This window comes from Nocardiopsis aegyptia (assembly GCF_013410755.1).
In the GTDB taxonomy this organism is placed as follows: domain Bacteria; phylum Actinomycetota; class Actinomycetes; order Streptosporangiales; family Streptosporangiaceae; genus Nocardiopsis; species Nocardiopsis aegyptia.
Genome location: NZ_JACCFS010000001.1, coordinates 1,707,705 through 1,733,123 on the forward strand (window position 1 = coordinate 1,707,705; position 25,419 = coordinate 1,733,123).

General features: G+C 71.2%; 20 protein-coding genes. 14 read left to right on the forward strand and 6 right to left on the reverse strand.

The genetic code is table 11. From position 1 onward, the window contains the following. Positions 1 to 15: 15 nt before the first annotated feature. Positions 16 to 171, reverse strand: a complete 156-nt coding sequence (locus HNR10_RS07695) for a hypothetical protein (RefSeq protein WP_312889532.1) — start codon at positions 169 to 171, stop codon at positions 16 to 18. 527 nt (positions 172 to 698) lie between these two features. On the opposite strand from HNR10_RS07695, the gene HNR10_RS07700 reads away from it, so the two are divergent. From HNR10_RS07700 to HNR10_RS07720, 5 genes are all read left to right on the forward strand, one after another. Next, on the forward strand, positions 699 to 1,505 hold the full coding sequence (locus HNR10_RS07700) for a hypothetical protein (RefSeq protein ID WP_218897658.1): 807 nt from the start codon (positions 699 to 701) through the stop codon (positions 1,503 to 1,505). A gap of 10 nt (positions 1,506 to 1,515) precedes the next feature. Next, entirely contained in the window at positions 1,516 to 2,136 is a 621-nt protein-coding gene (locus tag HNR10_RS07705; protein WP_179822012.1) for a hypothetical protein, read from the forward strand. Next, positions 2,126 to 2,695 (forward strand): hypothetical protein, encoded by a 570-nt coding sequence (locus tag HNR10_RS07710; RefSeq protein WP_179822013.1) that lies wholly within the window; start codon positions 2,126 to 2,128, stop codon positions 2,693 to 2,695. The genes HNR10_RS07705 and HNR10_RS07710 overlap by 11 nt, the downstream gene beginning before the upstream one ends. 596 nt (positions 2,696 to 3,291) lie before the next feature. After that, positions 3,292 to 4,107 (forward strand): hypothetical protein, encoded by an 816-nt coding sequence (locus tag HNR10_RS07715; RefSeq protein WP_449409588.1) that lies wholly within the window; start codon positions 3,292 to 3,294, stop codon positions 4,105 to 4,107. Positions 4,108 to 4,333: 226 nt separating this feature from the next. Then, positions 4,334 to 4,648, forward strand: a complete 315-nt coding sequence (locus HNR10_RS07720) for a hypothetical protein (protein ID WP_312889156.1) — start codon at positions 4,334 to 4,336, stop codon at positions 4,646 to 4,648. A 221-nt stretch (positions 4,649 to 4,869) separates the two neighbouring features. On the opposite strand, the gene HNR10_RS07725 is transcribed toward HNR10_RS07720, so the two are convergent. After that, complete coding sequence (locus HNR10_RS07725; RefSeq protein WP_179822016.1) at positions 4,870 to 7,449, reverse strand: MMPL family transporter; 2,580 nt, start codon at positions 7,447 to 7,449, stop codon at positions 4,870 to 4,872. Between the two features lie 39 nt (positions 7,450 to 7,488). Next, a complete protein-coding gene (locus tag HNR10_RS07730) occupies positions 7,489 to 8,163 on the reverse strand; it encodes a TetR/AcrR family transcriptional regulator (protein ID WP_179822018.1) in 675 nt (224 codons plus the stop codon). Between the two features lie 288 nt (positions 8,164 to 8,451). Between HNR10_RS07730 and HNR10_RS07735 the strand changes: the two genes are divergently transcribed. Beyond that, positions 8,452 to 11,799 (forward strand): NB-ARC domain-containing protein, encoded by a 3,348-nt coding sequence (locus tag HNR10_RS07735; protein WP_312889157.1) that lies wholly within the window; start codon positions 8,452 to 8,454, stop codon positions 11,797 to 11,799. Between the two features lie 74 nt (positions 11,800 to 11,873). Here HNR10_RS07735 and HNR10_RS07740 read toward each other — a convergent pair whose 3' ends face one another. Next, positions 11,874 to 13,043: a hypothetical protein gene (locus tag HNR10_RS07740; protein WP_179822019.1), complete on the reverse strand. Its 1,170-nt coding sequence runs from the start codon at positions 13,041 to 13,043 to the stop codon at positions 11,874 to 11,876. Between the two features lie 447 nt (positions 13,044 to 13,490). Between HNR10_RS07740 and HNR10_RS07745 the strand changes: the two genes are divergently transcribed. Next, the gene (locus HNR10_RS07745) at positions 13,491 to 15,506 is read left to right on the forward strand and encodes an acyltransferase family protein (RefSeq protein WP_179822021.1); all 2,016 of its coding nucleotides are present in this window, start codon (positions 13,491 to 13,493) and stop codon (positions 15,504 to 15,506) included. Between the two features lie 165 nt (positions 15,507 to 15,671). Next, positions 15,672 to 17,459, forward strand: coding sequence for a tetratricopeptide repeat protein (locus HNR10_RS07750; RefSeq protein ID WP_179822023.1), 1,788 nt, complete (start codon positions 15,672 to 15,674; stop codon positions 17,457 to 17,459). 131 nt (positions 17,460 to 17,590) lie between these two features. Here HNR10_RS07750 and HNR10_RS07755 read toward each other — a convergent pair whose 3' ends face one another. Beyond that, on the reverse strand, positions 17,591 to 18,049 hold the full coding sequence (locus tag HNR10_RS07755; protein WP_179822024.1) for a YkvA family protein: 459 nt from the start codon (positions 18,047 to 18,049) through the stop codon (positions 17,591 to 17,593). A gap of 193 nt (positions 18,050 to 18,242) precedes the next feature. Then, on the reverse strand, positions 18,243 to 19,754 hold the full coding sequence (locus tag HNR10_RS07760) for an MFS transporter (RefSeq protein WP_179822026.1): 1,512 nt from the start codon (positions 19,752 to 19,754) through the stop codon (positions 18,243 to 18,245). A gap of 86 nt (positions 19,755 to 19,840) precedes the next feature. Here HNR10_RS07760 and HNR10_RS07765 point away from each other — a divergent pair, with 86 nt between their 5' ends. From HNR10_RS07765 to HNR10_RS07790, 6 genes are all read left to right on the forward strand, one after another. Further along, positions 19,841 to 20,242 (forward strand): MarR family winged helix-turn-helix transcriptional regulator, encoded by a 402-nt coding sequence (locus HNR10_RS07765; RefSeq protein ID WP_246406108.1) that lies wholly within the window; start codon positions 19,841 to 19,843, stop codon positions 20,240 to 20,242. An 810-nt stretch (positions 20,243 to 21,052) separates the two neighbouring features. Beyond that, positions 21,053 to 22,231 (forward strand): hypothetical protein, encoded by a 1,179-nt coding sequence (locus HNR10_RS07770; RefSeq protein WP_312889158.1) that lies wholly within the window; start codon positions 21,053 to 21,055, stop codon positions 22,229 to 22,231. 66 nt (positions 22,232 to 22,297) lie between these two features. After that, positions 22,298 to 23,068, forward strand: a complete 771-nt coding sequence (gene cpaB / locus HNR10_RS07775; protein ID WP_179822028.1) for a Flp pilus assembly protein CpaB — start codon at positions 22,298 to 22,300, stop codon at positions 23,066 to 23,068. Between the two features lie 3 nt (positions 23,069 to 23,071). Continuing rightward, positions 23,072 to 24,472 (forward strand): AAA family ATPase, encoded by a 1,401-nt coding sequence (locus tag HNR10_RS07780; RefSeq protein ID WP_179822030.1) that lies wholly within the window; start codon positions 23,072 to 23,074, stop codon positions 24,470 to 24,472. A gap of 61 nt (positions 24,473 to 24,533) precedes the next feature. Continuing rightward, positions 24,534 to 24,962 carry a pilus assembly protein gene (locus tag HNR10_RS07785; protein ID WP_312889482.1) on the forward strand — a complete coding sequence of 143 codons (429 nt, stop codon included), beginning with the start codon at positions 24,534 to 24,536 and terminating at the stop codon, positions 24,960 to 24,962. Further along, positions 24,959 to 25,330, forward strand: coding sequence for a TadE/TadG family type IV pilus assembly protein (locus HNR10_RS07790; protein ID WP_179822032.1), 372 nt, complete (start codon positions 24,959 to 24,961; stop codon positions 25,328 to 25,330). The genes HNR10_RS07785 and HNR10_RS07790 overlap by 4 nt, the downstream gene beginning before the upstream one ends. Positions 25,331 to 25,419 lie beyond the last annotated feature (89 nt).

Sequence of the window (25,419 nt, forward strand, 5' to 3'; positions counted from 1 at the left end):
CCAGCAAGTATGCGCCTACGAGACCGCCTCGCCGTTCTCCAAGTAGGCCATCGTCCCTTCCGCCCGGGCACGTGCGCCATGGATGAGCCTGCGCGCGAGACGTGGGATCGTCACCTCCGCGATCGAGGCCACACCCTGGAACTCGTACCCGGTCAGCTCAGCCGGGTCCAAGGCGATCTGGTCCAGTCATCCATGGTCGAGGCAGTCCCCCATCGAAGACGAACAACTTGTCGCCCAGCCCAAACAGGCCTGAGGCGGCGATGCGCTCGGCGATCTTCCACACCCGGGCGGCCCCGACATCGTGCATCGAGCCCAGCAGCGACCACGAGATCCACAAGGGTTCGCCGTGCGGGCCCGACGCCCTAGAAGTTCATGCCGAGTTGGTCGTGCTTGCCTGCGTAGAACGGGAGGTCAGCCGCCACGTGGTCGCAGGCGATGGGGGCACTGTCCCCGATCACGTACCCGCAGCCCTTCCGGCATGCCCGGCGTAAGCCCTGTTCGCGGCTGGGTGCCTGACGGGCAAGCAGGCGGGTTGACTCGCGCACGTACCGCCAGGCGGTCGCGGTGCCCACTCCGAAACCTGCCGCGAACTGGGCGAAGGGCTCGCCCCTGCAGAGGTGGACCAAGGCTGACTGTCGGCGCCTCCCCATAGGATCGTCATGTAGTCCTTCGACTACTGCGGCTGAGAGGGCATGAGCATGGGCAGCTACAACAAATCACAATTCCGCGCCACTGTCATCAATGACTTCTCACTCCGTCGCGAGAAGCGCCAAATCTTCGAAACGAAGACTCAGAGCAGGACCGCGCTAGAGATACGAACCCTCGGCCATCCGGACTTCGAAGATTTAGAGATCGGAGAACGACGAACCGCACCAATGGTCGCAGCATTCATCGACCTAACCAACTTCACAGGGCGTACTTTCTGGGACGATCAGGACGAGGTGGTTGACCTAGCTCACGCCGTCTTGTCTGGTTTCATCGAAGTCGTTTCTCTGTTTGGTGGGCACCCACTCGGGCTTCGAGGTGATGGACTCTTCGCAGGCTTTAGCCCGGGTGACCCCCAAGTCGCCGCCTCGCTGGCACTCAGCGCCTGCGCTTTTACGCTCGATGGGATTGAAAGCGAAGTTAACCCCTGGCTGGAAAGCAGGGGAATTGCGCGCGTTCAGGCCCGAGCTGGATTAGACTATGGGCAGACTACATTTGTCCGCAGCGGGAGTAGCATACGTAGTGAGATAAACCCGCTCGGTTTCGCGGCAAATTTCGCCGCGAAGTGCGAGAAAAAAGCCAACTCCTGGGAGATTGTATCCGGAGAAGGACTTACAAAACTCTTGCCAGACTATCCTTATTTCATTGAGCACAAGGATTCACCTAAGACATATCAGCGCAACCATGAACGCAAGTTCTATAAATTCTATGACTATCGATGGCGCAACACTGTCAAACACCTCCCAAGCGCCATTTCCCAGCTAAACGGAACTCCGGCTTCTCAAATTTCTATCAATTAAGGAAGTATCCATGACCGTCTCTACGCTTCTGGCCCACTTTGGCGTCAATGTTCCTAGATACGTGACGATGAATGGTGAGATTGTCTTCAATAACGTCGTTCCTGAAAGCGGAGGAGGGTATTTCCACAGCACGCACGGTCGAGTCACAGCCGTCCCTGATCACACTTTTCATGGTGGTCCCGAAGAAGCTGACAGCGAGCTGTCAGGACCTGCCCGATGGTGGGATGACGAGGTCCAGATCATGCGGCACGTCGAAGCTATGAAGAAGGCGTTTCCGAACTTTGCCTACTTGCCTGCGAGCGACGACCTTAATCCGTGCTGGATCGGCGATATCAATACCGGACGCGGAAAATTTAGGGTCGGCGTTGTGCTACGCAGCGACAAGAAAATTCCGAGCGTTACCCTCCTGAACAGTCGTCGGCTAGGTGCGCATGCTGGACGCAGGTGGCAGCGCTCGCCTCACCTATACGACAACAACAACCCCTGTGTCGCAAGCTGCGATGACTGGGATCCCGAAGATCACACTGTAGCAACTGCCACTGCCTGGGCCGCTCATTGGTTGGCGGCATACACAGAGTGGCGGATAAGCCGTAAATGGCCTGTCGAGGGGTGCCAAACCGTTGCTACTTAAGAAGCTAATATTTTTGGCTACGCAGCGCTCACAGAACACAGACATCAACAGACCAAGCCTCAGCACCGTCGACGGTGGTTTCCAGTCACTGGAGCATATTGCAAACTGGGTCCGTTTTGCCGATACCAAAGCCACCATCCTCACCGCAGGTCTCGGAGTAGTTGTCACCATGTTGATGACCAACTCGAAAATCATCACAACAGCGATAACAAGCGGATGCGTTGCCGCTTTCACTGTTGGCATCCTTGCTATAATATCCTCGGCAGCATTTCTGTGGACTCTATTCTGGCTAATGCGAGCCATCAGCCCTCAACGCAACGTTAGCTACGCTGAGATTAACCGCTTTGCTTGGCCTTCTCTGGCGAACACCACTCCCACTGAACTGATCGCGCACATCAACCGAGTTGACGTCCAAAACGACACTTGGCACCAGGTCATCGATCTATCAAAAATCGCAGCTCGTAAATTTAACGCCTGCAACAAAGCAGTTCGGGGTTTCGCCTCCCTTGCCTTCTTCGGGTTCTTTTGTCTAGCAACCGCTATATTTTTCACTTCCTAGGTGCAAACAGAACGCCATGTCGCGCATTTAAGGCGGTGGGCCCTCGAGGGTGCACCAAACCGGCCAGCGGCGCAAGACAACGCGGCATAACCGAGCACTCACCTCTACCCCTACCTGCGGATTCTCGTGTTTTCGCAGGTCAGGACACCCCCCAGCCACAGTTCAAGTCCCGTCACTCACCCCAGAACCGAAAGGCCCTGACCAGCGACAACGTCGCAAGGTCAGGGCCTTTCGCGTTGCCGGGGGTGCACCAGCGAGTGCACGGGGCGAGGCCATCGGCCGTCGAGGCCCGCATGGGCCTCTCCCAGCGGGCTCGGCGTCGCTGCTCGTCTCCTGATTGGCCAGGTGCGGTCACAGGTCTGCGGGGCCCTGTTTCCATGGCCGTCGCACTGCTACGACTTCCCTATGCCTATAGACCACCGGCTCGTACAGACGGCGACCGTGGGTGGCCCTCACGGCCATGACCGGTGTTCCTGCCCATGTGGCGGACGGAGGCAACGCAGTTCAGGGCCCGTCATCCTTCGACGGAGTTCTGGTGCGGGAGATGGCTCGGCGGTTGCGGAGGCCGCCTCGCCGTGCGGATCTACCGTGACCGGGTGGCACACTTCGCCCATCACTCCAGCACCAACGAGTGCACTCGGCGGTACGGAGGTATCGACAGCGCCGACCACCTCTATGCGGGGAAACAGGTCAACCGATGGCTCCGCGCCCAGGGGCTCTCCCAGCGTCGGCTCCGGTTCGACGGCGACTTCCAAAGGGGCGGGGCCTGCCACAGGGTCACGCTCCCCGCCACGGACGAGTATCCGGCCATCACCTTCGAGTTCACCAGCCACCTCGGGGCTGGGCTCGAGCGTCTCCTCGACGATTCGGAGACCTCGCCGTCGACGTGGCTGGCGAAGGACAATCCGCCCCTGGTCCGCAGATTCATCGGCGAGCACGGGCACGCGCTGCGCTTCCGCATGCGGACGGAGGGCTTGGACCGGGTCATGGATATCGGGGTGGTCCCCTCCAACCGCCTCCCGGAGTGGTATCCACTGTCGGATTTCTCCCTCGGCCCGGAGGGATTCGCCGGTCCGGGACTTCGCACACCTCCCAGAGATCCGCGAACACAGCGCAAGGCCGCCCCTGCCCGGAAACCACACCCGTCCGTACACGCTCCCCCGCTCGTGGAGCAGATGATGGCCGGCTTGCGCAACTCCCTGGACAAACGCGACCGCGCTTCGGCGAAGCACTTCGCCACCCGGCTCAGGCCCTACCTGTCGACCGATGATCCTGGGGCCGTCCGTCACCGAACCCGGATTCAGGAACTGCTCACCGAGGCCACGCGCCTCCTGGGCCGGTCATCGGTCGACTCGCTCATCATGATGATCCCCAACAAACCGGTCGATCCCCCGTCCACCTCCTCCACATGACCCGAGCACGGACCCGACGCCCCGCCTCCGATCTCCCCGACGGTGCACAACCAGAGGCCCAGTGGCGGAACGGAGCCGTCGGCCCTGGCCGCCGCCCCTGGCCGCCGCCCCTGGCCGCCGCCCCTGGCGTGACAGAATGACGCGCATGGCCCAACAACCCCCTATGGGACCCCCCAACACGCCGCGTCCCGGCCCTTCATGGGGCCACGCACCGCAGCGTCCGCCCGTGTCCGCCGGAGACAAGGCGATCTCCATCGTCCTCATGTGCGTGACACCGTTCATCCTCATGGCGACGAGTTTCTGGGGCGTCTTCTCCATCCTGGGGACCGCGGAGTGCGGAACCGACTGCGGCACCGCCGTCGACCTCGCCATCCCCATGATGATCTTCGCGCCGTGGGTGATCTGGCTGGTCGCGTCGGTCTGGGCCATCGTGCGCCTGATCAGGAGGAAGCCCACGCTCTGGGTGATGCTCTCCGGTCTGGGCGTCTCGATCGTCGTCTATGTCGCGGCGAACCTCATGATGTTCGCCGCCCTGGGGTGACCTGAGAGCTCCCCTCCCGCCCCCTCCACCGGGGCGGCCGTCCCGCGGGGACCGACCCTGACGGGGCCGGGGAGGAGCGGGAGATCTGATCGAGGCCGATGCTGTAGGCCATCAGTCCTGAACTACCCGATGCCCCGAACGGCGAAGGCCCGCCGGGCGCTCCGGCACTCGGCCGGAACGCCCCCGACGGGCCCTGTCCTCGCATGGCGCCCCGCGGCCGGTCAGCGCCGCCCGGAACCGACCTCCGGCTGGTCGGCGCCCGCCGGTCCGGCGTCCGCCTCACCCGAGGCTGCCGTGTCGCCGGCGCCGGCGCCCTCGCCGTCTCCGGTCGGCTGCGCCGCGTGGCTGCGCTCCAGCGATGCCCCCTCGACGTCGATGTCGGGCATGATCCGGTCCAGCCACCGGGGCAGCCACCAGGCCGCGTCCCCCGCCAGGTGCATCACCGCGGGGATGAGCAGCATGCGGACCACGAACGCGTCGATGAGGACACCGAAGGCGAGCGCGAAGCCCATCGAGCTGATCATCATCGTCTCGGAGAAGATGAATCCGCCGAACACGGAGATCATGATGATCGCCGCGGCCGTGACGACCGCACGGCCGGCCCTGAAGCCCTGCACGACCGCGAGCCTGGACGGGCTGCCGTGCGTGTAGGCCTCGCGCATCCCCGTGCCGATGAACAGCATGTAGTCCATCGCCAGGCCGAACAGGATGCCCACGAGCAGCGTGGGCAGGAAGTTCAGGATCGGCCCGGGGTTCTGCAGGCCGATGAGCCCGCCCAGCCAGCCCCACTGGTAGACGGCGACCACTCCGCCGAGCGCGGCGAAGTAGGACAGGATGAACCCGAGTGTGGCCACGACCGGTACGAACACCGACCGGAACACCAGCAGCAGGATGACCAGCGACATCCCCACGACCACCGCGAGGTAGGTCGGCAGGGCCTCGCTGAGCGTCTCGGAGATGTCGATGTTGGCGCTGGTCATGCCCGCCACACCGAGCGTGCCGGTTCCGTGGATGGGCTCCATCTCACGCAGGGTGTGCACCAGTGCCTCGGTGGACTCGCTGGCCGGCCCGTCCACCGGCACGACCTGGAAGACGGCCAGGGTGTGGTCGTCGGAGACCCCGATCGGAGCCACCGCGGCGACGTCGTCCTCGGCGTAGATCGCTTCGGCGATCTCGTACCGGTACTGCTCCGCGTTGGCCTCGGCCGCCTCGTCGCTGGGACCTCCGGGCAGGGTGGCGGCGACCAGGAGCGGGCCGTTCTGGCCGTCTCCGAACTTCTCCGCGATGGCGGTGTAGGCCTGGTATTGAGTGGACTCGGCGGGCTGGGAGGAGCCGTCGGGCATGCCCACCCGCAGGTCCAGGGCGGGCACGGCGATGACGCCGAGCGCCACCACGGCCAGCGCGGCACGGCCGAGGGCCCCGGCGTTCGACATCGGCCGGTCACCGGCGTCGGCCTGCCCGTTCTCGGACCGGCCGCTCTCGGACCGGCCGCTCTCGGATCGCTCCGTTCCGGCGGCGAGACGGGCGATGCGTTCGCGGGACGAGAGGATGCGCCCGTCCACCAGCGACAGGAGCGCCGGGACCAGAGTCACCGCGACCGACACCGCCACGGTGATGGCGATCGCTCCCACGGTGCCCATGAGCCCGAGGAAGCCGATGCCGGTCAGGTTCAGGCCGAGCAGGGCGACGAGGACGGTCGTACCGGCGAAGACCACGGCGTTGCCCGCCGTGCCGTTGGCCAGCCCGATGGACTCGTGCACCCCGAGCCCCTGCTTGAGCTGGCGGCGGTGCCGGTTGACGATGAACAGCGCGTAGTCGATCCCGACCGCCAGGCCGAGCATCAGGCCCAGGATCGGCGTCACGTTGGCGATCTCGATCACGCTGGACAGCGACATCGCGGCCAGTGTGGCGACGGCGACACCGACGAGGGCGGTCACGAGCGGGAGTCCGGCTCCGATCAGGGTGCCGAGCATGATCACCAGGACCACGCCCGCCACAACGACGCCGACGGCCTCGGCCGGGCTGACGAGGCTGGGAAGCTCCATCGCGATGTCGTCACCGAAGTCGACGGTCGCCCCGGCCACCGGGTCGTCCTCGAACACCTCGATCACGGCGTCCTTGGTCTCCTGGGAGACCTCCTCCTGGCTCTCCGTGAAGGCCACGTTGACCAGGGCCGTACTGCCGTCCTCCGAGACCGTGCGGATCTCGGAGGCCATGTCCATCATCGCCTCGCCCCGGTCGAGCTCTTCGGCCCCGGCCTCCAGCTCCGCAACTCCGGCGTCGAGCTCGGCCTGCTGGGCGTCGAAGGCGGCCTCGGTCTGCTCGTCGAGCGGCCCGGCGGCCTCCGCCTGGGCCCGGGCCTCGTCGAGCTGTTCCTGGCCCTCCTCGAGTTCGACGCGCCCGGCCTCGCTCTCCTCGCGCCCCTCCTCGAGCAGGTCCGCCTGCTCGGCGCGCTCCTCCTCGGTCGCGAACGGGTCGATGACGTCCTCGACCCCGGAGACCTCGGCCGCGGTGTCGACCCGTTCGCTGATCTCCGTCCGCTGTTCCTCGGTGAGGGCGGAGCCGTCCTCGCTCTGGTAGACGATGGTGCCCCTGCCGCCGCTCATCTCGGGGAACTCGGCCTTGAGGCTCTGGTTCACCTCGTCGGTGGGAGTGCCCGGGATGGAGAAGCTGTCCTCCAGCTCACCGGAGAAGAGGGCGTAGGCGGTCCCCGCCGACACCAGCAGTGCCAGCCAGATCGCGATGACGGTGCGGGCGCGTCTGGCCGACGCACGCCCGAGCCGGTAGAGAAGTTCAGCCATGGTTCCCTGCAAACGGTGTGAGTGGGGTGAGCGGTGTGCTCAGGAGGCGCCGGTGCGGGGGGTCAGGGCCCCGAACCCGGCGCGGTTGACGGAGATCATGCGTTCCAGGAGCTCGTCCCAGACACGGCGGGACTCGGCGGAGTCGACTCCTCCGGTGTTCTGCTCCCAGTGGCGGACCACCACGAGGGCTCCCCCCACCAGCGCGCCGCACATCAGGTCGACCTCCAGCGGGTCGGCCTCCGGATGGTGGCGCAGGGTGATGGCGGCGATCCGGATGCCGAGGTCGCTGACCGCGCGCTCGAAGAGCACCGCCTGGCGGGCGCTGCGCCGCCCGTCGTCCGGCCCGAAGATCCGCGTGAGCTCGGTGATGGTGGTGACCAGGTCGGTGGCCCGCAGAGCGCCGGCCAGCTGGTCGAACATCGAGGTGTCGTCGGGGTGCTCGGCCGCGGACGCCGCGAAGTTGGCGTCGACGTTGTCGAGGACCGCGCCGAGCATCTCGTGGAAGACCTCGACGGTGATGTCGTCCACCGTCGTGAAGTGGTTGAACACCGTCCGACGTGAGACGTCGGCCCGCACCGCGAGCTGGTCGACGGTGAAGTCCGTGCCGCCGATCTCGGTCATCAGCTCCGCCGCCGCGGCGACGATGGCCCGTCGGTGCTTCGCCTTGAGGGCTTCCCGACGGTCTGGGGCGGGCGGGCGCTGGTGGTCTGCCATGTCACCAGGCTAGAGAGGTCGGTGCACTCAGTGCAACGACGCACTCAGTGCATCCAGTCACACCACCCGGACCCCAGCGCCCCCAGAGCCCTCTTCCCTCTCAGCCCGCCGCGCGCCGCCCGGGCCAATCCCCGGCGCCCTCACGGCGACGGGAGGGTGAACGGGCCCGGGGCCCGCGGTGGCCGACTGGACACCACAGGCCCTGCGGCGCAAGGATCGGAGGCTCATGGACCCGAGTGCCGAAGTCCGACAAACGTGGATGTACGACGCCTCCGAGAAGGGACGGGCGTGAACAGGCTCCCCCTCACCCGGGCCGAAGCCGAGCCCCCTGCCTCCCGCCCGCTGCGCCCGAGCCGGATCGGGCTCGCCGTCGGACTCCTGGTCCTCGGCGCGGGTACGGCCCTGCAGGGGATACCCGACCTCCTGCCCGACAACAGCGGTTTCCTGGTCCTGGGTCTGAGCGCCCTCGGCGCCGGGATGGTCGCCGTCGCCGGATGGCTCCTGGAGAACCCCTCCGAGGGCGCCCGCGCGCCCGAGGAGGAGCCCGCTCTGCGCAGGCGGCTGCCCCCGCCCAGTGACTACTTCACCGGCCACGCCGACCTCATGGCGGAGCTGTTGCGCGCGTTCGACCGCTTCCCGCGCCGCGGACCCCGCCGCCTGGTCAGCAGGCCGGCGTGGGCGGCCCGGCTGCGGCGCTCGCGGGGTCCGCTGGCCATCGCTGTCACCGGAGAGGGCGGTACCGGCAAGAGCCAGCTGGTCGCACAGCTCGTGCACCACGTGGCGGACCGCTTCCCCGACGGCAAGCTGGAGTTCCAGCTCTACGGCGACCCGGTGCACGACGGCACCGGCGGCGGGCGTGCGCGGGGCTCCGTCCGCGGATCCGCCCGCGACACGGGCCGACGGCTCCTGCGCGCGTGGCTGACCGGCGGCGGAGCCGACCGCCGCGACGACGCCGAGGGACCCGACGCGATCGGCCCGGTGCGCCGCGAGCCCCGGCGGCCCGAGGACGTCCTCGTGCAGATGCTCGCCGAGATCGGCGCCACGCCCCCGGAGGACACCTCCCTCGACGAGCTGAGCGTGCTCTGGCGGACCGCGACCGAACACCGCCGACTGCTCCTGGTCCTGGACAACGCCGAGGACTTCGCCCAGGTGGAACCGCTCCTGCCCTACGGTGACCGGTGCGCGGTCCTGATCACCAGCCGCGACGACTTCCGCGACGCCTCCCCGCACGTGGTGCGCCGCCACCTGGACCCGCTGTCGGCCGAGACGGGCCTGCGGCTGCTGGAGCGGTTCGTGGACGAGGCCCCGCACCCGCTCACCCCGGACGAGCGGGCCGTCCTCCCCGACATCGTCGCCGCCTGCCACGGGTTCCCCCTGGCGATCTGCCTCATGGGCCGACGGATCTCGATGGGGCGCGGGCCCGGCCCCACCGACCTCCTCCGCCACATGCACGACCCCATCCTCCGCTGGACGGTGCCGGGTCTCCAGGCCATCGCCCAGTCGTTCGCGTTCGGGCTGGGGCAGTGCGAGCCCAGGGAGCGGCTGCTCCTGCACCGACTGGCCGGTGCCGGGCTGACGACCTTCACCGCCTGGTCCGCGGCCGCCCTGTTGGGCGTGACCGAGGACGAGGCCAAGCCGCTGCTGGTCCGGATGAGCCACCGCTACCTGGTGACCTTCCTCTACGAGGCGGGCGGCTTCGACCGCTACCAGCTGCACGACCACGTGCGCGACACCCTGCTGTCGGTGGGGCCGCACCTGCTCGGGGTCCCGGAGGCGGAACGGCCGGACTGGTCCCAGGAGGCGCTGGTACCCGCGGTGGACCGCCTGTTGAAGGCGTTCGTCGAGATCGCGGAGGCGGCGGCGCGCCGGGCCGCGCCCCACGAGTGGAGCTTCGGTGCCTCCCTCCCCGCCCATCCGGGGTCCGCCGGGCGCAAGGGACGCGGTGGGCGCGGCGGAGGCGGCGGAGGCGGCGCGGCTCCGGCCCCCTCCGTCTCCGCGCTCGGACCGGACACCTCCGCCCCGGCCGCCCCCGGACCGAACACTCACGGGCCGAACACCCCCGACACCCCCGACGGCCCCGGCGTGGCCGGCGGGCGGACCGCGCCCGCCGATCCCGCCGCCTGGCTGGAGACCGAGCGCCAGGGGTTCGAGATCTGCTTCCAGTGGACCGACCTGGGCGACCGCGCCGAGGACGGGTGGCGGCTGCGGCGGGCCTTCTCCGTCCTGTGCCGGGCGGCGCGCACCCACTGGGGCGCGATGCGCGAGGCCACCCAGCGGGCCACCGCGCTCGCCCTGGAGCTGGGCGACCCGTTCGCCTACGGCGTCTCGCTCCTGGACCGGGCGGAGGTCGCCAGCGGCCACGGCGACCACGACACCGGCTACGAGCGCGCCCTGACCGCCCTGTACGTCCTGGACCAGCTGCCGTCGGTGGATCCGCGCTGGCGGGCCAGGGCGCACAAGGTCATCGGGGTGAACCTGTACCGCCGCGGCGACCTGGACGACGGCCGGGCCGAGATCGAGGCCGCCGTGCGGATCTTCTCCGACCACGGCGACCGCTGGTGGCAGGTGCGCTCGCTGTGCAACCTGGCCGAGGTCGACCGCTTCCAGGGGCACCAGGACCGGGCCTACACACTGATCCGCCGCGCCGAGGAACTGCTCGTCGGCTCCCAGGACGGGGTGGAGCTCTGGGCGCGGGTCCAGCTCCAGAAGGGCGAGGTACTGCGGCTGCTCGGGTACGCGCTGCACGCCTGGTTCGTGCTGGACGACGAGCGCGACCGACTCACCGGCGACGCGCGCGGCACCTGGCTGCACGCCCGCTACCTGCGCAGTCTGGGGCAGCTGCCGACCAACCAGCTCAACCAGGAGGCCCGTGACTGCGAGCTGCTGTACTCCCCCGCCCACGAGCGCGAGCGGCGCCGCCTGACGGCGCGGAACCCGCGGTGGCCCGAGGAGCAGTCGGCCAGGGTGGCCGGGCTCTTCGCCGACGGCGGCCGGGAGTACGCCGCGCGCTTCGCCGACGTGGCTCCCGCACGCGGTCTCCTGCGCCGCCGCGCGCGGCTGCGCGACACGTGGCAGGTCTCGGACCAGATCGCCCGTCTGCGGCGGGCCGAGGACGACTTCACCGACATCGGCGACGACTGGGGCCGCTGGCGCACGTGCCTGGTGCTCGGCCAGGTACGGATGGCCCAGGACCGGACGCGCGGCAAGGAGGACATGCTCCGGGCCGCCGAGGGCTTTCGGGCCCTGGGCGACAAGTGGTGGCACGCCCGCGCCCTGCGGATGGCGGCGGAGTCCCTGCACCAGGCCGACCGCCTGGCCGAGGCCGAGGAGCTGGCCGGGACCGCGGTGGAGGGCTACCGGGGCCTGCGCCACCGGTCTGGTCAGCTGCGGGCGATGAAGGTGCTGGCGGGCGTCCTGACCCACCGCGACCTGCTGCGGGCGTGGCGCACGCTCACCGAGGCCGTCCGGCTCGCGGAGGAGGGTGTGCGGCTCGGTGCGGTGCCGCCGTCCCTGCTCCAGGAGATCCGGGACATGCTCCGCACGGTCACGGCGCACGGATCGGACGCCTCCCTGAGCGCGGACCGGGGGCATCTGCCGCCCGAACCCCGTGGCGGACGACGAGCGGAACACCCGTAGGTCCGGCCCGGGGCCGGTACGACGTCAGGGCCGCCCCGACCGCGACCCGGCCGGTCGCGCGGTTCGGTGTGCGGTCAGGGGCCGGTTCCGGCGGGAGGCTCGTCGGAGAGTTCGGGGACGACCTCACGGATACGGCGCGCGACCTCACCGAACCCTCCCTGCTCCAGGACGTCGAGCTGGGCCCGCGCGAACTCCAACCGTTCGGCCCCCTCCGCGACCGAGTCGATGAGGCCGCGGATGATCGCGACCTGCACGTCCCGTTCTGCGGCGTCGTGGCCCGGTGTCTCGGCGGGCCACCAGTAACTCTCGAAGCCCTCGCCGTCGACGTCGTTCCCCGGACCCGGGCCCTCCAGCTCCGCGAGGTCGTCCAACTCGTCCAGGTCATCGAGGTCGTCCAGGCCGTCCTCCCCGTGCGGCTCCCGCGCCACGAGCCGGTCCCCGACACCGTGCGGATCCCGCCGCACCGCCCCGCCGTGGAAACCGCCCTCCGACGGGTCCGCGCCACGCCCCGGCCCGGCCTCCCGCGGCGCCGTCGCGAACCGCTCGGCCTCGATCGCCCGTACCGCGTCCCGCACCTCACGGTCCTTGCGCAGCCCCGCCAGCGAGCGCAGCCGCTCGGCGTCCTCCTCCGGCAGCCGCAGCTCCACCTCCTCGGCCCACACCACGATCCCCGCGCCCGTGACCGCCGTCTCCACGGCCAGCCGGGCCGCCAGGTCGTACTCGGCCGGCCCGTGGTCGCCCGGTTCGGTGCCGCGCACCAGCTCGGCGGCGCGGGTCACCACCGCGTACACGGCCGGGGCGACGGGGTTGCGCAGGCTCAGATCGACATGCCCGTTCCAGCGCCAGTGCACGACCGCGGCGAAGACCAGGTCGTAGTCCTCCACGGCACTGGGCAGCGCCACCGGCCGGATCCGTCGGCCGGCACCGGCAGGAACGGCGGGGCGCTCCGCCGAACCGGGCGGGCCGACCGGGTCAGCGGCCCCGTCCGGTTCGGACCCCTGTTCCCGTCCGTGCGTGCCGGACGTCCGGGACCGCGCTCTGGCCTGGGCGTGCGCGCTCGCTCGCAGGAGGACGGCGGCCACGGCCAGCAGCACGATCGGGGCCCACAGGAGAGTCCATCGACCGATGAGCGGGTACAGGGCCAAGGGTACGAGCACCACCACGGCGCCCGCGGCGACGAAGCGCGCCCTGGCGGCGGGAGGGACGGGGGTGAAGGGAGTGACGGGGGCCTCCTCTCGCGGCACGGCCGGCGGGGACCGGGCACAGCGGGTGAGCGGACACGCTGGAGGGGGTCGCGCACACGGCCGTGCGGGGAACACGGCGCTGCCGACCGGGTGTGTCCGTACCGACAGTGTGCCCGAGTTCCCGAGTGCGTGCGCCACGAACCGCCCAGTCCGGGCCGGTCCGCCGGGGACCGATGCGCCGGGATGGGCTCGATCCGGCGGCTCTCGGCCGGGGGTGCGGGACCCCGTCCCCGTGTAGCGCCCTCCACGGTCGGAAGCGAGAGGCGGGTGGGCGAACTCCTGGCCAACGAATCGTGACCGGTGGGATCAGAGTCGGCGAACTCCGCCCGCCGAGTCGCCTTGGCCGTCGCCGTCGATCGTCCGAACATAACAGGATCAGTTCATCGCTTCCGTGGCCGACTCCCCCGCGGCCCTTCCCGACGCCGAATCCGCTCCGGAGTCCACCGCATGTTTGCCGCCCCAGCCAGGACCGAACGCCGCTTCCGTCCCGAGGTCCAGGGACTGCGCGCCGTCGCCGTCCTGATCGTGCTCGTCTACCACCTGAATCCGTCCCTGCTCCCGGGCGGCTACGTCGGGGTCGACGTGTTCTTCGTGATCTCCGGCTTCCTCATCACGTCGCTGCTCCACCGCGAGGTCACCGCGCACGGACGGGTCTCGATCAGCGGCTTCTACGTGCGCCGGGTCCGACGCCTGCTGCCCGCCTCCACCGTGGTGCTGGTGGTCACCGGCGCGGTGGCGTTCGCGGTGCTGCCCGGGTCCCGGCTGACCGACACCGCCTGGCAGCTGGTGTCCTCGGCCGTCTACGTCGAGAACCTGTACCTGGCGCGGCAGGCGGTGGACTACCTGGCCGCGGAGGTGCCGCCCAGCCCGGTGCAGCACTTCTGGTCGCTGTCGGTCGAGGAGCAGTTCTACCTGGTGTGGCCGCTCCTGTTCGTCGTGTGGGCCCTCACGTGGCGGTGGCGGCGGAGCACCGGAGCGCTGACGGCGATCCTGGGGACGGTGTTCGCGGCGTCGCTGGTCTGCTCGGTCCTGCTGACCGGCGGCGGTGACGCCGGCGCCTACTTCCTGCCGACCACGCGGGCCTGGGAGCTGGCGGCCGGCGGCCTGCTCGCGGTCGCCATGGCCGATCGCGAGCTGCCCGAGCTGCTCCGTCGGCCGCTGGGTTACGCGGGTCCGGTCGCGATCCTGGCCGCAGCGGTGCTCTACGACGACGGCACGGCCTTCCCCGGGTGGGCGGCCCTGCTGCCGGTGCTGGGCGCCGTCGCCGTGATCGCCGCCGGCCGCGTTCCCGCCTCGGCGCCGCTGCGCTCGGCCCCGGCCCGCTGGGTCGGTGACGTCTCCTACTCGCTGTACCTGTGGCACTGGCCGGTCATCATCCTGCTGTTGGCCGTGACCGGCCAGGAGCAGTTGAGCGCCGTGGGGATCGTGGCGGCGGCCGCGGCGTCCCTGCTGCTCGCGTGGGCGACGAAGGTCTGGGTGGAGGATCCGGTCCGCGACCGCAGGCTGGTGCCGAACGTGCGCCACGCGGCCGTCGTGGTCGCGGCGAGCGTGCTGGCCGCCTCCGCGGTGGGCGGGGCCTCGCTGCTGCGCGTGGAGCGGGAGGCGACGGTCGCCTTCGACCCGGCCGTGCACACGGGGCCCGCGGCCCTGGACCTCGCGTCGGCCCCCGCCCCCGCCGCCCTGTACCCGCCGCCGGTCACGGCGGAGGACGACATCCCCGTCCTGTACGACGACGACTGCCACGCCTCCCACGACGACAGCGACCCCTCCGACCCCTGCGTGTACGGCCCCGAGGACGCCGAACAGACCGTCGCCCTGCTGGGCGACTCGCACAGCGCCCAGTGGTTCCCGGCGCTCGCACGGCTGGCGGACGAACGCGGCTGGCGCGTGGCGGTGTTCACGAAGTCCTCGTGCGCGTTCACGGACACCCTGATCCGGCGGCCCGACGGCGGCGCGTACACGGAGTGCCGGCAGTGGAACCGCGGGGTCGTGGACGAACTCGGCGCACTGCGGCCGGACCTGGTCGTGACCAGCTCGTCGGTGATGAACGGCCCGGTGGAGAGCGTGTCCGCGGAGGAGGACGGCCAGGTGATCGCCGACGGAATGAGCACGCTGTGGGCCGATGTGCTGGAGGTGAGCGACCACCTGGTGGCGGTGCGCGACACCCCGCGCACGCGTACCGACGTGACGGAGTGCCTGGAGGTGCACGGCGACGACCCATCCGCGTGCGAACTGCCCGAGGACGAGGCGTTCACCCGCGACGACCCCCAGGAGCAGGCGGCGGCGGACACCGGGGACGGGGTGACGCTGGTGGACCTGAGCGACCGGTTCTGCGTCGACGGCACCTGCCCCGCGGCGATCGGGAACGTGGTCGTCTACCGCGACTCCCACCACATCACCAGCACCTACGTGGAGATGCTCACCGACGACCTCACCGAGCAGGTGGACGCCGCACTGGCCTAGGGCCGCCCGTACATCCGCCGTCCCGCCCGTGCGGGGCGGCGCACCCACCGCACACGCCCCAGGTCGTGCCCGTATCAACCGTCCCGCCCGTGGCGGGGCGGCCGGAACCTGGGAGGGTTCTCGTGCGTCAACCCCACGACGCGCAACCCAGGCAGACGGAGAACCATGACCGAGGCACACGAGGGCACCGCCGATCCGCGGTTGGAGGCCGAGGGCGAGCTGAGCATGGCCCGGCTCGCGCTGGACGGCGGCGACCTGCGCCACGCCGCCGACCACGTGGCCACGGCCATCACCTTCGCCCCCGCCCTGCCCGAGATCCACGAGCTGTTGGCGCACCTGGCGCGGCACCCCCAGGGCGGCGCCGACCTGTTCCCCATGGACGAACGGGTGTACCTGGGCACCGTCGTCTGCCGCGGACACGTGCTGGCCTCGCTCGGCGACCGTGCCGAGGCGGTCCGGCTCCTGGTCTCGGCGCAGTGCCACAGTCCCGGGCACGCCTGGGCCGACGTGCCCTGGATGTACGACCCCGGCCTGGGCGCGGCGCTTCCCCCGGAGGCGGTGTGCGACGCGATCGGCCGACTCCTCGGCGTCGCGGGCGATCCCGTCCCGGAGGCGGAGCGCGCGGCGTTCGCGCCGTTCCTCTCGCTGGTGCGCTCGGCCATCGCCGCGCACCCCGGCCACGCCATGCTGCTGTGGAGCGCGTCGATCCTGGTGCGCCGCCTCGGCGACACGGACGCCGCGGTGGAACTGGCGCTGCGGTCGGCACGGATCGAGCCGTCCGCGTTCGCCGCCGTCGCGCTGGGCACCGCCTACCGCGCCCAGGGCCGCTGGGCGCAGGCCGAGCAGGCGTGGCGCCAGGCGTTGGACCTCGAACCCGACAACCTCGCCGTCCACACCGACATGGCCGAGATGCTGGCCGAGGCCGGGCGTCCGGAGGACGGGCTCGCCTGGGTCGAGGCCGCCCTGCGCAAGGAGCCGGACCACCCCAGCGCCTTCCCCACCGCGTGCGTGCTGCGGTTCGGGCGGGACGGCGACCTCGCCCACCTCGTCGCGCTCGCCGACCACCTGCGCGCCCGCCCGGACAACGCGCACGCCGCCGGCGCCCTGGCACGTGCGGCCCACGGCATCCCGTGGGTCGGCAGATACGTGGGACCGACCGAGGCCGTCGTCAACATGCTCCACCAGAGCCTGGAGTCCGTCGACGGCACCGGCACGCCCGAGCTCACCGTGGCCCTGTACGCCCCCGAGCCCCCCAGTGCCCTCCTGGCGTTCGTCCGTGCCCTGCCCGGATCCGATATCACCGTCGGGGACATCCAGCCGCCCGACCCGCGCTACACCGTCCCCGAGGTCTTCGGCGGCGATCGGCTGGAGCCGGTCCGCCGCCGCCTCTGGGACTTCGACGGGACCGCTCCCCGACCCAACGTCGCCCCGCCGTCCGCGTCGGCCGCCGAGACCATGCGCGACCTGGCCCTGCGCACGTGGCAGCACCCCGTGCACGCCTACGACGAGGGCGTCCGGCTGGCGGGCCTGGGCCTGACCGATCTCCTGGGGGTGCTCGTCCACCCGCCCGAGCCGCCGATGGACGAGCCCGGGGTCTGGCCGGACTGGATCCGCCTGGTACAGATCTGGGCGTGTCTGGGACTGACGCACTACGAGGCGGACCGGCCGTGGCACGGTTCGGTCCGGCGCCGGGCGCTGGTCGACCTGGCCTTCGGTCCGGAGGACTGGGTGACCGAGGCGGCCCTGTTCGCGCTGGTCGCGCTGGCGTGGACGCACCCCGACGACCGCGCGGACATCGCCGGCCTGGTCACCGACCGCTTCCACGCAGCGGTGGAGGCGGCCGGGTCCCGCCCGGTCACGATCCTCGACTCGATCGCCCACCTGGTCCTGGCCACCCCCGAGGTGGAGGAGAGGGTGCGCGCCTTCGCGCGCGAGGTCCTCGCCGAGGAGTGACCGTCCGAGCGGACGCGCGGCGCGGGCGTGCCTGGCATACCCTCCCGACCGTCCCGCCCGGGCTCGTGGTGGGACTCGCCCCTGACAGGCCGGGGCCCCGCGCGGATCGCGCGGGGCCCCGGGTGGTCGGGTCAGTGCCGCAGGTGCTCGGCGTCCGTGTGCTCGGCGCGGGCGTCGGCGGCTCCGGGCCGGTCGGCCCGCGGAGCGGCACCGTCGCCCCGACCGGACTCGGACGGGTTGGCCCGCTGGAAGGCCTGCTGGGCCTGGACGTCGCGCTCCCAGCGCAGGAAGCGCTCGCTCTCCCCGAGCACCATCGTGGTCAGCCACACCGCGACGCCGACGTCGTCGGCCAGTCCCAGGAGCGGTACGAACAGCTCGGGAACGAAGTCGATCGGCGAGACGATGTAGACCGCCAGAGCGAGCATCCCCAGCAGCTTGCCCCCGCTGAGCTGCTGGTAGCGCCCGCGCAGCCGGGCGCCGAGCATGCGCGGGACGGCGCCCGCCCGCTGCCACACCGAGATGTGGCCGTCGGTGTTCCGGATGACCTGCCAGGCGGCCGCACCCGCCGCGGAACGGTTTTCCTTGCGCATGGTCGCTCTCCTCCGGGGGTGTGACTTCTCAAGATATGACGCGAAGTCACTCTGATTCGTTCCCGTCCGTCCTCCGATCAACCGCGCGGACGGGAGTGACCCTGGCCGCAGGCCCCCGGTTGAGGGCGGGTGAGAGCGGTGAGGGCGGTGAGGTCACGGAGGCAGGGGCGGGGCCGCCGTCACGCTCGTGCGCTCACACCCCCGCCTTCTCCGCCAACCGGTCCGCGGCCTCGGCGTCGGCGGCGATCCGGGCACCGGCCGACCGGCGGCCCCGCGCCAGGAGCGGGTACAGGGCGATCAGCACGCCGGTGAGGGCGACGGCCGTGACGAAGACCAGCGCCGGCCGGAACTGGACGAGCATCTCCGCGGCTCCGCCCGCGGCGCCCTGGCCGGTGGCGTGGTCCACGGCGATGATCGCGGTGGTGACGGCGAGGACCAGTGCCCCGCCCACCTGGGCGGAGGTCTGGACCAGGCCGGCCGCGAGGCCCTGCTCGTCGTCGTCGACTCCGGAGGTGGCCTGTACGTTGATCGCCGGGAAGGCGAGGGCGAAGCCGGCCCCCAGCAGCAGGGCGGTGGGCAGCATCATGCCGAGGTAGGCGAACTCCGGCTCCACCCGCAGGAACAGCAGGTACCCCGTGGACAGGGCGATCAGCCCGGCGGCGATCAGCTTGGGGGTGCCGAAGCGGCTGATGAGCCGATCGGCGAAGGGCGCGCTGACGACCACGAGGATGCCCGCGGGCAGCAGGGACAGGGCCATCTGGAGCGGTGTCTGCCCCAGCGCCTGCTGGAGGAACAGGGTGAGCAGGAACTGGAAGCTGATGAAGCTGCCCATCAGCGCGATCGCGCCGACGTTGGCCCGCACCAGGGTTCCGCTGCGCAGGATGCCCAGCCGGACCAGCGGGTGGCGGACCCGGTTCTCCACCCACACGAACAGGGTCAGGAGGGCGACGACCCCGCCGAAGGAGGCGATCGTGACCGGGTGCGCCCATCCGGTCTCCGGCGCGGTGACGACGGTGTAGACGAGCAGGAGCATGGTGGCCGTCAGCGTGGCCGCGCCGACGAGGTCGTAGCCGCCGCGCGCGTCGGGCCGGTCCTTGGGGATGAGGGCGAGGCCCGCCAGGAGGGCGAGGAGGGCGAAGGGCGCACCGAAGAAGAAGGTCCAGCGCCAGCCGAGGGACATCAGGAGTCCGCCGAAGAGCAGGCCGGAGGAGAAGCCGCTGGCACCGAACACGGTGTAGACCGACATCGCCCGGTTGCGCTGGCGCCCCTCGGCGAACGTGGTCGTGAGGATGGACAGGCCGGTCGGCGCGGTGAAGGCGGCGGCCACGCCCTTGACGAAGCGGCTGGCGATGAGGAGCGTCCCGCTGTCGACCAGGCCGCCGATGAGGGAGGCGGCGGCGAAGACGCCGAGCGCGATGAGGAAGACCCGGCGGCGGCCGAGGAGGTCGGCGGTCCGTCCGCCCAGGAGGAGGAATCCACCGAAACCGAGCACGTAACCGCTGATCACCCACTGGAGGGTGGCGGTGGACAGGCCGAGTTCGGCGCCGATGGAGGGAAGCGCGACGGCGACCATCGACACGTCGAGGCCGTCGAGGAAGAGGGCGAGGGAGAGGACGATGAGCAGGCCCCAGAGCCGGGGGGACCAACGGGAGCCGTCGGCCTCCCGGCCACGCGAGGACGCGGGTCGGTCTAGTGCTGTGGACATGCCGGGGACATTACATGCACACGCATCTAATGTCCACGCATTAAATGACTATGCATATGATGTCATCGCATGTTAAACTCCCGGGCATGTTCCAGATGGCGGACCCGGACCCTGACCTGGCCGAACAATGGCGGCAGCTGATGTCCTGCTACCACGGCACCGCGTGCGCGCTGGAGCGTGAGCTCAGCCAGCGGCACGGCCTGGGACTCAGCGAGTTCGAGACACTGGACCTGCTGATGAAGGCCCCGGACTGCCGGCGGCTCGTCCACGAACTGCTCGCGTCCACGCACCTGACGCAGAGCGCCCTGTCCCGCACGGTGGCCCGCCTGGAGAAGCGCGGCCTGGTCACGCGCTCGATGTGCGCGAACGACCGGCGCTCGGTGACGGTGACGCCGACCGAGGAGGGCCGGAGCGTCCACGCCGAGGCCCTGCCGACCCACAGGGCCGTGCTCTCCGAGCACCTGGGGGCGCGCAGCACCCGGGCGTGACCCGTCACTCCGAGCGCGCGGACGCGGACGCGGCCACCCCGGGCACACAGCACCGCGCGACTCACCACCCCGGGCACACGGCCTCGGGCATGACCACCGCCCCGGGCGCGCGGCACCCGGCCCCCGGCGGCACGCGGGTGACAGCACTCTCGCGGCCCCGACCCCCCACTCCCCCTGTGATTCGCGCCACTCGGCCGCCCTCCCAGGGCCGGGCACGCCGCCCTGACCGCCACGGCCGCGCGCCGACCGGCACTCCTGCGGCCCCAGGCGCCCCACCCGACTCAGAAGCCACACGAGGCCACCGCTGCACCGCTTTCGCAGGTCGCACGGCCGCGCCGTCCCTATCGAGTTGTCCACAGATTTCCTTCGACCCTGGTGACCCGGGTGGCGGAAGGGCATCCTTAGGTGGGACAGACAACTGACGAACAAGGGACGGGAGTGCATGTGCGTGCCATCACCACACGAACAACCGAAGTACGCACACAACACCCCAGGCCCGCCTTGTCCACCCCATGGCCACATGCGGCCACGACGGGCAGGCCCTCACGGTGGGTGCACGTCCGAACGCAGTCGCGTTCCGAACCGGCGCGGCCAGCACCGCAGCGGCCCGCCCCTCACCGCGCCCCGGCACACCGGACGTCCCGACCTCCGCCATCCGCCCGAACACCCACCAGGTCATGACAAACGCGAGCCCTCCCGCGCTCGGGCACACATTCGTTACGATGCGTCCGAGTGTCACATCACCCCGCGAGGTGCCGCTCCGGTCCACGGAACCCCTCCCCAGCGCGCAGAACCGATGGAGCTTGCCCAGTGTCCACAGCCCTACCGCGGTCGGCGTCGACCGTCGCCCTGTTGGCGGACATCCCCAGCACGGGCCACGTGGGCGAGGTCCGGGCGCGGCGGTTCGCGATGCACGGCGACGGCATCGGCGAACGCAGCGCCGCGTTCGTCGCCTTCGCCCAACAGGAGATCGACACGGGTCGCAAGGTGGTCGCGCTGTATCCGGCCTGGCGGGCGACCGACGCCGAGCGGGCGATCAACTTCGCCCGCGGTTCCCTGCGCACGGACCACATCGCCGGGATGGCCCTCGACCTCTCCCCTCTCGCCCTGTCCCTGGTCGCCGACCAGCTCGCCTACCTCGCCCCCTACCTCCAGCCGGGCATGGTCGCCGCCCTGTGCGGTGAACTGCCCAAGCACCTGCTCGCCGGGGCCTGGCTGCGGACGGTCGCGGGGCTGTCCACCATCCCCACGACGTTGAAGCACCACGTGGGCTCCCTGGCGCCCTCGGTCTCCTTCCTCGCCTACTGCGCGCCGACCCAGCAGGTCCAGCGCATGCGGCCCGCCGACGTCGCCGCGACCCTGCCCTTCCGCCCGGTCCAACCGGTCCAACTGCTGTGCTCCACACCGGACCCGGCCCACACCGGCGTCTTCGACGACCACCTGCCGCAGGCCATCCAGCCCGTGGCGACCCGCGCCCTGCCCGTCCAACCCCTGGGACCCGTGTACTGGGGCACGCCCAAGTACGTCGAGTTCGTCGCCCTCAGCGCACACCCCCAGGCCCTGGCCTACGCCGCCAGTTCCATCCGCGCCTCGGCCTGCTCCTGGTGCGGTGAGCCCATGTCCGCCAAGCCGTGTCCGTTCTGCGCGGCCAACTCCACCCGGACGTCCTCGCGCACCACCACACCGCATCCGGGGCCGGGTGCCCCCCAGGACCGCGCCCCGCGCAACGGGAGAGCCGTCGGCGGCGCACCGAACGGCGGGCCCACCGCCGCGTCCACCGCCCCGAACGGACATCGGCCGACACCGATGCCGGCGCCGATCGCCGAACCGGTGCCCGACCCCCTGCGCGGGACCGGGCCCGGCCCCTCCCACGGAGTGGTCGGCGCCCCACCGGCCCATCCACCCGGGACCCTCGGCCGACCGCAGGAGGGTCCCCCGCTCACGGGCCGCGCGCCCCGGCCCGAGATCCCCCGGACCTACTCCCGCTAGGGCCGCCCACGGCGCCGCCTCCCGGACGCGCACGGCCCACGACGACACTGGAAACGGATACCCCACATGAACCCCCGTCAGCGACGCGGCGTCCTGCTCATGGTCGTGGCCGCCCTCGGTGCCGTCGCCGTGTTCGCGTCCGTGTTCACCTACCTCAGCGCCCAGCAGGACCGGCTGGGCTCCTTCGACACGGTCCTGCGCCTGGCCGAGGACGTGGACGCCTACCAGGCCGTCGACGCCGACTCGGTCGAGCGCGTCGAGGTGCCGAGCCAGTACTTCGACCCCGAGGTGTTCATCACCGACCTCAGCGAGATCGAGACCCCCACCGACCAGCAGCTGGTCGCCTCCACCCACCTGGAGGCGGGCGTCTACCTGCAGCGCGGCATGGTGCAGCCCCAGCCGACGCTCACCGACGGGGAGCGCGAGATCGCCATCATGGTGGACGCCGAGACGGGCGTGGCGGGCAAGGTCCGGCGCGGATCGGTCGTGGACATCTACGGCACCTTCCAGCCCCGCGACCACGGTGAGGCCTGTGCCGTGCGCGTCATCACCGAGGTGGAGGTCCTGGACATCGGTGAGCTGCGCACGCAGGAGGACGAGGGCGGCGGCGTCTCCGGGGTGGTGCCGGTGACCTTCCGCCTGGAACCGGCGTCCGCGCTCCAGCTGGCCTACGCGGAGGACTTCGCGACCAAGCTCCGGCTGGCCCTGGTGAGCGCGGAGGGCGGTGGAGCGCCCGGCGACGCCGAGTTCTGCAGCGGCGACTTCGACGAGCTCTTCGACGGCGCCTCCGGAGGGACGGACCAGACCGACCAGCGGCCCGCGCCGCGAGAGGGGTAGACGTTGAACTTCCGAGTCCTGGCCGGTATGCCCAACTCCGAGACGGAGATGGTCCTGGCGGCGCGGTTCGAGGAGCTGGGCACCGCCGACCTCGTGGCGACCCGGTCCACCACGTCGGCGCTGCTCGACGCCGCCGGGGAGTACCCGGAGATCGACGTGGTCCTCATCCACCAGGACCTGGGCCCGGCCCCGGTCTTCGACGCCATACGGGACCTCTCCCACCGCCACCCGCAGCTCGCCATCCTGCTGGTCTCCCCCACGATGGACCCCGACACCTTCACCGGCGCCATGGAGTCCGGTGCCCGCGGTGTGCTCCCCGACGACTCCGGGATCGCCGAGCTGGAGACCCGGATCAGCAAGGCCGCCGAGTGGTCGCGCACCCTGCGCCGCCACCTGGAGTCGGCGTCCCTGGACGTACCGGCCTCCGGCGTACGCGGCCGGATCGTGGTCCTGAGCGGTGCCAAGGGCGGGGTGGGCACCACGACCTGCGCCGTGCACCTGGCCATGGCCGCGGCGGCCGCCGGCCGGGTGGTGTGCCTGGTCGACCTGGACCTGCAGACCGGTGACCTGCCCGCCTTCCTCAACCTGCGCCACCGCCGCTCCATCAGCGACCTGGCCGACGCCGGCGACGACATCAGCCCGGGGATGCTCGCCGAGACCCTGTACGTGGACGCGCGCGGACCGCACGTGCTGCTCGCCCCCGAGCACGGGGAGCGCGGCGAGGACGTCAACGCGCGCGCCACCCGCCGTGTCCTGGGCGCGCTGCGCTCCCGGTACGAGCTGGTCATCGTGGACTGCGGCTCCACCATGAACGACGCCACCGCGATGGCCGTCGAGCTCGCCGACAGCACGGTCGTCACCGTCACCCCCGACGTCCCGGCGCTGCGCGGCGCCCAGCGGCTGATGGCGATGTGGGAGCGCCTGCAGATCCGCGCCCACGAGGACGTGTTCTCGCTCGTCACCCGGCACAGCCGCAAGAACGAGATCCAGCCGGACTTCCTCCAGCAGCTGTTGGGCACCAAGGTCCTGCGCACCCCGGTCCCGGCGGCCTACCGCGCCCTGGAGCCCGGCGAGAACAACGGCGACCCCTCCAAGGTCACCGACGAGGGCCTGCGCAAGGCCTTCGCGCGCCTGGCCTCCGAGCTGGACCTGCTCAACGCGCCCGCCCAGCCGGGCAGCGGGGGCAAGGGCGGTTCGGGGCCCACACCGCCCGGAGGCCTGACGGCCCGCCTCGCCGCACGCGCGGAACCCGTGCCCTCCACCCGTGACGTCTCCGGGTTCCTCAACGGTTCCGGGGCGCCCGCCCACATGTCGGACCACGGCGGCCCCGTGCCTCCGACGGGTCGCTCGTCGATCCCCGGTGCGCCCGGCCCCGGTGGAGGTCCCGGTGGGTTCGGTGTCTGAGCGCCCCTCGGCTCGCGGGCCGCGCACACGTCGGCGCGGGAACGACCGCGGCGGCGTCATCGTGGAGTTCGCCGCCGCGGTGCCCTTCGTCATGCTGGCGCTGGCCCTGGTGTGGCAGGTGCTGCTGCTCGGCCTCACCTCGATGTACGCCTCGCACGGTGCGGCCGAGGCCGCCCGCCAGGCCGCGGTGACCCCCGACGATCCCGCGCGCATCGACGAGGAGGCCCGCAAGCGGGTCCGGCCCCCGTGGGACGGCGACGACGTGATGACCGTGGCCGTCGTCGAACGCGACGGGCGGCGCTACGCACAGGTGAGCCTCGCCATGCCGATCTTCCTGCCCGGCGCGTCCGGGCCCTGGGACATCACCGGAGAGGCCGGTGTGGTGGCCGAGGTCGCGCCCCGCGGTGGGCCGCCCGGACCGGACCCGTCGCCGCAGGAGTCGGCGGAGGAGTCGCCGCCCGAGGTCCAGCACCGCGAGGTGGCACGGTGAGCGGCCTGCGCGCCCGTGGGCGCGACGCGGACCGGGGCGGCCCCCTCCTGGAGTTCGCCGCGATGTTCCCCATCCTGCTCGTCACCGCGGTGGTCGCGGTCGAGGCGTTCCTGGCCTTCGTGGCGGCCGAACGCCTGGAGTCGGCCGCCCGCGCGGGGGCGAGGGTCGCGGGCACCCAGGAACTGGGCGGCGCCGAGGCCGAGGCGCGCGCGGCCCTGCCGACCTGGTTGGACGACGCCACCGTCACCGCCGCGGCCAACGACAGCGCGGGGTTCTACGTCGAGGTCTCCCACCCGCTGCCGATCGTCTTCTCCGCGGCGGGCTTCGACCTCACGCTGACCCGGCGCGTGGACATGCCCGATGTGTGAGCACGGGAGGCCGCCCGCGGGCCCGCGCGACGAGGGGGTCGCGGGGGTGCCGTGCGACCGGGCGCGCGCCCGACGAACACGCTCCGAGG

What these genes read in the sequence shown, in the direction of transcription:
- HNR10_RS07755 (WP_179822024.1), bottom strand. Translation starts at nt 18,049, where the DNA reads ATGCGCAAGGAAAACCGTTCCGCGGCGGGTGCGGCCGCCTGGCAGGTC.
- HNR10_RS07730 (WP_179822018.1), bottom strand. Translation starts at nt 8,163, where the DNA reads ATGGCAGACCACCAGCGCCCGCCCGCCCCAGACCGTCGGGAAGCCCTC.
- HNR10_RS07700 (WP_218897658.1), top strand. Translation starts at nt 699, where the DNA reads ATGGGCAGCTACAACAAATCACAATTCCGCGCCACTGTCATCAATGAC.
- HNR10_RS07725 (WP_179822016.1), bottom strand. Translation starts at nt 7,449, where the DNA reads ATGGCTGAACTTCTCTACCGGCTCGGGCGTGCGTCGGCCAGACGCGCC.
- HNR10_RS07765 (WP_246406108.1), top strand. Translation starts at nt 19,841, where the DNA reads ATGTTCCAGATGGCGGACCCGGACCCTGACCTGGCCGAACAATGGCGG.
- cpaB (WP_179822028.1), top strand. Translation starts at nt 22,298, where the DNA reads ATGAACCCCCGTCAGCGACGCGGCGTCCTGCTCATGGTCGTGGCCGCC.
- HNR10_RS07760 (WP_179822026.1), bottom strand. Translation starts at nt 19,754, where the DNA reads ATGTCCACAGCACTAGACCGACCCGCGTCCTCGCGTGGCCGGGAGGCC.
- HNR10_RS07705 (WP_179822012.1), top strand. Translation starts at nt 1,516, where the DNA reads ATGACCGTCTCTACGCTTCTGGCCCACTTTGGCGTCAATGTTCCTAGA.
- HNR10_RS07750 (WP_179822023.1), top strand. Translation starts at nt 15,672, where the DNA reads ATGACCGAGGCACACGAGGGCACCGCCGATCCGCGGTTGGAGGCCGAG.
- HNR10_RS07745 (WP_179822021.1), top strand. Translation starts at nt 13,491, where the DNA reads ATGTTTGCCGCCCCAGCCAGGACCGAACGCCGCTTCCGTCCCGAGGTC.